We start from the raw sequence: 5,913 nt of genomic DNA on the forward strand, positions 1-5,913 counted from the left end.
AGGTGATCACTCTTCACTGTGGGAGCCGGCTTGCCGGCGATGGGGCGCGCAGCGGCCCTTAATCGACGATCAACTGAAATGAACAGACAGACCCGCCAGCAGCCAGGGCTGATCGGCTATGCTTGCGCAGCGCACGGAGCAAGTAACCGGCTTGGGACCCATGGATATCAAGTTCACCAATCGCCTGTCATACAAGCAAGCCCGGTTGACAGTCCTGGTCGGCTTCATCCTGGGAACATTGCTCAGTCTCATCCAGATCGGCATCGATTATGCCAGCGAAGACGCGTCCATCAACCGTGAAATTCAGGCGCTGCTGAAGATCAGCCACGACACGGCCTCGCGCATCGCCTACAACATCGACACCGAGCTGGCCCAGGAGCTGACCGGCGGGCTGCTGAAATCCCCGGCGCTGATCCGTGCGCGGTTGATCGACAACAACGACACGGTGCTGGCCGACGTGCAGCGGCCGCGCATGGAAAGCCGCTACCGACCATTGTCCGACTTCCTGTTCGGCGAGCAGCGCCTGTTCCAGGACCGGCTGTTCCTCGCCCACATGCCCGAGGAGTACCTCGGCACCCTGTACCTGGACGTCGACACCTATGCCTTCGGCGGGCGCTTTCTCGACCGCGCCGGGGTTACCCTGGTCAACGGTTTCGCCCGCAGCCTGGTGCTGACCGGCATTCTCCTGGCGCTGTTCTACCTGATGCTGACCAAGCCGCTGGTGACGGTGATCGGCGCGCTCAGCGGCAATGATGCGCGCACGCCCCGGCAGAACCGCGTGGACTGCCCCAAGGGGCACGAGAACGACGAGATCGGCGTGCTGGTGCGGGTCGCCAACCAGCAGTTCGTCAGCATGGCCACCGAGATCCAGCAGCGGCGCACCGCCGAGAACCGGCTGACCCAGTACCTCAATGAGCTGGAAGACATCGTCTCAGCCCGCACCAACGAGCTCAAGGCCAGCAACAGCCGCCTGAGCCAGTCCAACCAGGAACTGGACGAAGCGCGCCAGCGCGCCCTGGACATGGCCCAGGCCCGCGCCGCCTTCCTGGCCAACATGAGCCACGAGATCCGCACGCCACTCAACGGCATGCTCGGCATGATCGCACTGGCGCTGGACAGCGGCCTGGCCGCCGAACAGCGCCAGCAGCTGTCGATCGCCCACGACTCGGGCAAGGTGCTGGTGGAGCTGCTCAACGATATCCTCGACCTGTCGAAGTTCGACGCCGGCCAGCTGGAGCTCGAACGCATCCCGTTCGACCTCGGCGCGATGGTCGAGGACACCGCCAACCTGCTGTCGCAGAATGCCGCGCCCAGTGTCGAGCTGACCTGCCTGATCGCCCCGGACTTTCCCAGCACGGTGCTGGGCGACCCGACGCGGGTACGGCAAATTGTCAGCAACCTGCTGTCCAACGCACTCAAGTTCACCCGCTTCGGGCGTGTTGATGTACGCCTGAGCAGCATCGTCGGCGGCGTGCGCCTGGAGGTCAGCGACACCGGCATCGGCATCCCCGAGGAGGCCCAGGCGCGGATTTTCCAGCCGTTCACCCAGGCCGGCGCCGGTATCACCCGCCAGTACGGCGGCACTGGCCTGGGCCTGGCCCTGACCCGCAACCTGTGCAAGGCCATGCAGGGGCACCTGCACATCCATTCCGAGACCGGTTTCGGCAGCCGCTTCAGCGCCGACCTGCCGCTACCGGCGCATACCGAGGCAATCCCGCCGGCGGCAATAAGTGGACACGTGGTGGCCCTGGGCAACCCCGGCAGCGGCCTGGCCGAGCTGCTACAAGGGCTGCTGCCGCGCTGGGGGCTGGATTACGTGCGCCATGCAGATGCCGGCGCACTGGCCGGCCTGCCGGTCGACCTGCTGATCACCGACGACCTGGACCACGTGCTCGACCTGCGCCCGGCCATCGCGGCGCCGATCCTGCTGGTGACCGCCTACGGCAACTTCCTGCCCGCCGAACAGGCCACGCAACTGGCGCCGCTGCAGCAACTGGCCCGGCCCCTGGCGCGCAACGCCCTGTACCAGACGCTGCGCCGCATCCTGCAAGGGGAACCCAGCGCGCCGCTGCCCCACGAGGTGCCGGCCTCGCGCGAGCTGCGGGCGCGTATCCTGCTGGTGGAGGACAACCCGGTGAACCAGTTGGTGGCCAAGGGCATGCTGGGCAAGCTCGGCTGCCAGGTGCAGGTGGCCGCCCACGGCCAGGAGGCCCTGGACTACCTGGAGCGGGACAGCTTCGACCTGGTACTGATGGACTGCAACATGCCGGTGATGGACGGCTACGAGGCCAGCCGGCGCATCCGCCAGAGCAGCCGCTGGCCGGAGCTGCCGATCGTCGCGCTGACCGCCAACGCCATGCCCGAGGAGCGCGAACGCTGCCGCGCCGCGGGCATGAACGACTACCTGGCCAAGCCGTTCCGGCGCGAGGAACTGCTGGCGCTGATCGAGCACTGGGTGCCGGTCAGCGGTTGAGCAGCGGCTCTATCGCCGCTTTCAGCGCCTCGGGCTTGGTGGTCGGGGCAAAGCGGGTGACCTTGCCACTGCGCGGGTCGACCAGGAACTTGGTGAAGTTCCACTTGATCTTCTGCGTGCCCAACAGGCCCGGCGCGCGGCGCTTGAGCTCGGCGAACAGCGGGTGGGCGCCGGGGCCGTTGACTTCGATCTTGCGAAACAGCGGGAAGCTCACGCCGAAGTTGAGCTCGCAGAACTGCGCGATCTCCCGGGCGTCGCCCGGCTCTTGCTTGCCGAACTGGTTGCAGGGGAAGCCCAGCACCACCAGGCCCTGGCGCTGGTAGTCCTGCCATAGGCGCTCGAGCCCTTTGTACTGCGGGGTGAAACCGCACTGGCTGGCGGTGTTGACCACCAGCAGCGCCTTGCCGGCGAAGTCGCCCAGCACTTTCTGCTCACCGCCAAGGGTGACGCAGGGGATGTCCAGCAGCGCATCGGCCATGTTCGCTCTCCGTCAATCGCGTGGCTTGAAGTCCAGGCATACCGAGTTGATGCAGTAGCGTAGCCCGGTCGGCGGCGGGCCGTCGGGAAATACATGGCCCAGGTGGGCGTCGCACTGGGCGCAGGTGACTTCGGTGCGGATCATGCCGTGGGAGGTGTCGCGGATCTCGATCATCGCGGCCTCTTCGATCGGCTCGTAGAAGCTCGGCCAGCCGCAGCCGGAATCGAACTTGGCCTTGGAGGAGAACAGCGGCAGGTTGCAGCAGATACACTGGTAGACGCCGTCGCGGCGCTCGCTGTTGTACTTGCCGCTGAACGGCCGCTCGGTGCCTTTCAGGCGGCACACCTGGTACTGGGCCGGATCGAGCATGGCGCGCCATTCGTCCAGGGTTTTGTCGATCTTTTGCATGATGGGACCTCGGCAGGCTGAATTTCACCTCGCACCGGCTTTTCCCTGGCGCGGGTGGCACGTATATTAGTTGGCTTCGTGTGCAAGGCAGCCAGTCTGGCACCCGGTTCCCGCCCTTTCAAACCTTTCGAAAGAAGGCGGCGCGTATTCTCACTCGGGATCTCATCATGCAGTTCAGCAAATCGAACAAGCTCGCCAATGTCTGCTACGACATTCGCGGCCCAGTGCTCAAGCACGCCAAACGCCTGGAAGAGGAAGGCCATCGCATCCTCAAGCTGAACATCGGCAACCCGGCGCCGTTTGGTTTCGAGGCGCCGGACGAGATCCTCCAGGACGTCATCCGCAACCTGCCCACCGCCCAGGGCTACAGCGACTCCAAGGGCCTGTTCAGCGCGCGCAAGGCGGTGATGCAGTACTGCCAGCAGAAGGCAATCGAAGGCGTCACCATCGAGGACATCTACCTCGGCAACGGCGTGTCCGAGCTGATCGTCATGTCCATGCAGGCGCTGCTCAACAACGGCGACGAAGTGCTGATCCCGGCGCCCGACTACCCGCTGTGGACCGCCGCGGTGAGCCTGGCCGGCGGCAAGCCGGTGCACTACCTGTGCGACGAGCAGGCCGACTGGTTCCCGGACCTTGACGACATCAAGGCCAAGATCACCCCGAACACCAAGGCATTGGTGATCATCAACCCGAACAACCCGACCGGCGCGGTGTACTCCAAAGAGCTGCTGCTGGGCATGCTGGAGCTGGCACGCCAGCACAACCTGGTGGTGTTCTCCGACGAGATCTACGACAAGATTCTTTACGACGAGGCCGTGCACATCAGCACCGCGTCGCTGGCCCCGGACCTGCTGTGCCTGACCTTCAACGGCCTGTCCAAGTCGTACCGGGTGGCGGGCTTCCGCTCCGGCTGGCTGATCATCTCCGGGCCCAAGCACCACGCCACGAGCTACATCGAAGGCATCGACATGCTGGCCAACATGCGCCTGTGCGCCAACGTGCCGGCCCAGCACGCCATCCAGACCGCCTTGGGCGGCTACCAGAGCATCAACGACCTGGTGCTGCCGCCGGGCCGCCTGCTGGAGCAACGCAACCGCACCTACGAGCTGCTCAACGACATCCCCGGGGTCAGTTGCGTCAAGCCGATGGGCGCGCTGTACGCCTTCCCGCGCATCGATCCGAAGGTCTGCCCGATCCTCAACGACGAGAAATTCGCCCTCGACCTGCTGCTGTCGGAGAAGCTGCTGATCGTCCAGGGCACGGCGTTCAACTGGCCGTGGCCGGACCACTTCCGCGTGGTGACGCTGCCGCGGGTGGATGACCTGGAACAGGCGATCGGGCGTATCGGCAACTTCCTGCGTACCTATTCGCAGTAAGCGATATCGCCATTGCGGAGCCAGTCGCATCGGTACGCCGATGCGATTTGCCTCGCGATACTTTTGCCTTACATCCTGCAACGCTCTACCCCACAGCCCTCACGGCATCCTCTGCCATACTCCTCGCGTACACAGTTTGAAATAGTCGCCCGGTTGAATAGCCGCGCCCTCCCCCTTATATACCCCGCAGTACGCAACAAACTCATCCGTCAGGAGAACGTAACAACCATGATGCGCATTCTGTTGTTTGTAGCCACCAACCTCGCGGTGGTGCTGGTTGCAAGCATTACCCTGAGCCTGTTCGGCTTCAACGGGTTCATGGCCGCCAACGGGGTTGACCTCAACCTCGGCCAGCTGCTGGTCTTCTGCGCCGTGTTCGGTTTCGCTGGCTCGCTCGTTTCGCTGTTCATCTCCAAGTGGATGGCGAAGATGACCACCGGCACCCAGATCATCACCCAGCCCCGCACCCGTCACGAGCAGTGGCTGCTGCAGACCGTCGAAGAGCTGTCCCGCGAGGCCGGCATCAAGATGCCCGAGGTGGGCATCTTCCCAGCCTACGAGGCCAACGCCTTCGCCACCGGCTGGAACCGCAACGACGCGCTGGTGGCGGTGTCCCAGGGCCTGCTGGAACGCTTCTCGCCTGATGAGGTGCGCGCGGTGCTGGCCCACGAGATCGGCCACGTGGCCAACGGCGACATGGTCACCATGGCGCTGGTGCAGGGCGTGGTGAACACCTTCGTGATGTTCTTCGCCCGCATCATCGGCAACTTCGTCGACCGGGTGATCTTCAAGAACGAAGAAGGCCACGGTATCGCCTACTTCATCGCGACCATCGTCGCCGAGCTGGTACTGGGCATCCTCGCCAGCATCATCGTCATGTGGTACTCGCGCCGCCGCGAGTTCCGCGCCGACGAGGCCGGCGCCCACCTGGCCGGCACCGGCGCAATGATCGGCGCGCTGCAGCGCCTGCGCTCCGAGCAGGGCCTGCCGGTGCACATGCCCGACACGATGAAGGCCTTCGGCATCAACGGCGGCCTGAAGCATGGCCTGGCCGGCCTGCTGATGAGCCACCCGCCGCTGGAAGACCGCATCGACGCGCTGCGTCGCCGCGGCTGATCCAGGCAGCAACAAGAAAGGGCGACTTCGGTCGCCCTTTTCATTGCCAGTACCGACCA

General features: G+C 64.9%; 5 protein-coding genes. 3 read left to right on the forward strand and 2 right to left on the reverse strand.

What is annotated here, in order from left to right; all coding sequences use genetic code 11:
* Positions 1-118: 118 nt before the first annotated feature.
* The gene (locus tag ACQ4OD_RS26130) at positions 119-2,473 is read left to right on the forward strand and encodes a hybrid sensor histidine kinase/response regulator (RefSeq protein WP_198754651.1); all 2,355 of its coding nucleotides are present in this window, start codon (positions 119-121) and stop codon (positions 2,471-2,473) included.
* Here the strand turns inward: ACQ4OD_RS26130 and ACQ4OD_RS26135 are convergent.
* Positions 2,463-2,951: a glutathione peroxidase gene (locus tag ACQ4OD_RS26135; protein ID WP_046856557.1), complete on the reverse strand. Its 489-nt coding sequence runs from the start codon at positions 2,949-2,951 to the stop codon at positions 2,463-2,465. The genes ACQ4OD_RS26130 and ACQ4OD_RS26135 overlap by 11 nt on opposite strands.
* A 12-nt stretch (positions 2,952-2,963) precedes the next feature.
* Positions 2,964-3,359 (reverse strand): peptide-methionine (R)-S-oxide reductase MsrB, encoded by a 396-nt coding sequence (gene msrB, locus ACQ4OD_RS26140; RefSeq protein WP_139672676.1) that lies wholly within the window; start codon positions 3,357-3,359, stop codon positions 2,964-2,966.
* 167 nt (positions 3,360-3,526) lie between these two features.
* On the opposite strand from msrB, the gene ACQ4OD_RS26145 reads away from it, so the two are divergent.
* Together ACQ4OD_RS26145 and htpX are read left to right on the forward strand one after the other, a co-directional pair.
* Positions 3,527-4,738: a pyridoxal phosphate-dependent aminotransferase gene (locus tag ACQ4OD_RS26145; RefSeq protein ID WP_139672678.1), complete on the forward strand. Its 1,212-nt coding sequence runs from the start codon at positions 3,527-3,529 to the stop codon at positions 4,736-4,738.
* A 228-nt stretch (positions 4,739-4,966) separates the two neighbouring features.
* Positions 4,967-5,854, forward strand: a complete 888-nt coding sequence (gene htpX / locus ACQ4OD_RS26150; RefSeq protein WP_038705666.1) for a protease HtpX — start codon at positions 4,967-4,969, stop codon at positions 5,852-5,854.
* The last annotated feature ends 59 nt before the right edge of the window (positions 5,855-5,913 follow it).

Origin of the sequence: Pseudomonas sp. WC1 (genome assembly GCF_050586565.1) — a bacterium.
Lineage (GTDB): Bacteria > Pseudomonadota > Gammaproteobacteria > Pseudomonadales > Pseudomonadaceae > Aquipseudomonas.

Excerpts from the sequence above, each read along its gene's own strand:
- msrB (WP_139672676.1), bottom strand. The coding sequence starts at position 3,359 with ATGCAAAAGATCGACAAAACCCTGGACGAATGGCGCGCCATGCTCGAT.
- ACQ4OD_RS26145 (WP_139672678.1), top strand. The coding sequence starts at position 3,527 with ATGCAGTTCAGCAAATCGAACAAGCTCGCCAATGTCTGCTACGACATT.
- ACQ4OD_RS26135 (WP_046856557.1), bottom strand. The coding sequence starts at position 2,951 with ATGGCCGATGCGCTGCTGGACATCCCCTGCGTCACCCTTGGCGGTGAG.
- ACQ4OD_RS26130 (WP_198754651.1), top strand. The coding sequence starts at position 119 with ATGCTTGCGCAGCGCACGGAGCAAGTAACCGGCTTGGGACCCATGGAT.
- htpX (WP_038705666.1), top strand. The coding sequence starts at position 4,967 with ATGATGCGCATTCTGTTGTTTGTAGCCACCAACCTCGCGGTGGTGCTG.